The organism is Bacillus sp. C30 (genome assembly GCF_040838255.1).
Classification (GTDB): domain Bacteria; phylum Bacillota; class Bacilli; order Bacillales; family Bacillaceae_G; genus Bacillus_A; species Bacillus_A mycoides.
In genome coordinates this window covers 1-1,845 of the sequence record NZ_JBFPJH010000566.1, presented here as the reverse complement: position 1 = coordinate 1,845, position 1,845 = coordinate 1, and the positions used below count along the sequence as shown (strand labels likewise).

Genomic DNA, 1,845 nt, shown 5'->3' with positions numbered 1-1,845 from the left:
GATGTGGAGTGAAATACATTGGGACAAAATCAGTTTAGATGGGGTAACACACAATTACGAGAACATGTTGAAGTAATAGATGGCACAAGAAGCCCGCACATTTTATTCAAGAATGCAACATATTTAAATTCCTATATGCGCGAGTGGGTGCAAGCAAATATTTGGATCTATGATGACCGCATTATATATGTAGGAGAAAAACTACCAGAGCAACTACACGAATGTGAAGTCATTGATTGTGATGGAAAGTATGTAGTTCCTAGTTACATAGAACCGCATGCACATCCATATCAATTATATAATCCTGAAACTTTAGCAAATCATGCGATGCAATTTGGTACAACAACTTTCATTAATGATAATTTAACTTTGTTTTTCACATTACAACGGGAAGTAGCGTTTCGTTTATTAGATGAATTTAAAAAGATTCCAGCAAGTATGTATTGGTGGTGTCGTTTCGATGGACAGACTGAACTACAGAATGGGGAATCTTTATTTAATAGTGAAGAAATAATGGAATGGCTGAAGCATGAAGATGTTCTTCAGGGCGGCGAGTTAACAGCATGGCCGAAACTATTACATGGCGATGATGAAATGTTAAATTGGGTGCAGGAAACAAAGCGGTTACAGAAAAAAGTAGAAGGTCATTTTCCCGGTGCGTCTGAATCAACGTTAGCGAAGTTAAAGTTACTAGGTGCTGATTGCGATCATGAAGCGATGACAGGACAGGAAGCATTAACACGCCTTATGCAAGGTTACACCGTTACTCTTAGAAACTCTTCTATCCGTCCAGATTTAGAAGTTTTACTGAAAGAATTGCTGGAATTAGGTGTCAAGCAATTTGATAGATTCATGTTCACAACAGATGGTTCACATCCGTCATTTTATGAAAACGGAATGACGAATAGGATGATAGAAATCGCGATAAAGCAAGGAATACCAGTAATTGATGCCTATAATATGGCAAGCTATAACATTGCTCGTTATTATAATATGGAGCATTTACACGGCGCGATCGCGACAGGAAGAATTGCAAATATTAATATTTTGGAAAGTAAAGAAAATCCGATTCCAATAAGTGTAATTGCAAAGGGGAAATGGATGAAGCGTGACGGAATAAACAAAAATGCATCATTACATATAGACTGGAGTAAATTCAAAGTAACTCCATTATCATTAGACTGGTCTTTAAAGAAAGAAGATATGATTTTTTCTGAAACAACAGGTATAAAATTATTAAATGATGTTATTTCAAAACCATATGTAACTGAAATCGACTTAAACGGTGAAGAACTTTCTATTGAGCATGATGAATGTTTCCTTATGATGATTGCTCGTGATGGCACTTGGCGAGTGAATACAGTTGTGAAAGGTTTTGCGAATGGATTAGGAGGTCTTGCTAGCTCTTATTCCGGTACAGGTGACATCATTCTTATTGGAAAAAGGAAAGAAGATATGCTTACAGCTTTTCATAGAGTAAAAGAGCTTGGCGGGGGAATGGTAATAGCGGAAAGAAATGAAGTGTTACACGAAATTGCATTACCATTGCTCGGGATTATGTCTAATTTGAAAATGAGTGAATTAATACAGAAAGAGAAAAAAATGGTGGAATTACTACAAGAGCGAGGATACACTTATAATGATCCAGCATTTACGATTTTATTCTTTTCTGCGACGCACTTGCCTTTTATACGGGTAACACCTATAGGATTATATGATGTGAAAAGTAGTAAGGTACTTGCTACGCCGATTAAATGTTAAATATAACCCCCCTATAAAAATCAATTTTATAGGGGATTTATTATTTACAGCATAAGAATAGAATCACCTCAAAAACAAATAATA

1 protein-coding gene is annotated in these 1,845 nt (G+C 35.9%); it reads left to right on the top strand.

Going from position 1 to position 1,845, the window contains the following annotated elements; all coding sequences use genetic code 11:
- Nucleotides 1–18: 18 nt before the first annotated feature.
- Nucleotides 19–1,761: an adenine deaminase C-terminal domain-containing protein gene (locus tag AB3X49_RS22905; RefSeq protein WP_367964947.1), complete on the top strand. Its 1,743-nt coding sequence runs from the start codon at nt 19–21 to the stop codon at nt 1,759–1,761.
- The last annotated feature ends 84 nt before the right edge of the window (nt 1,762–1,845 follow it).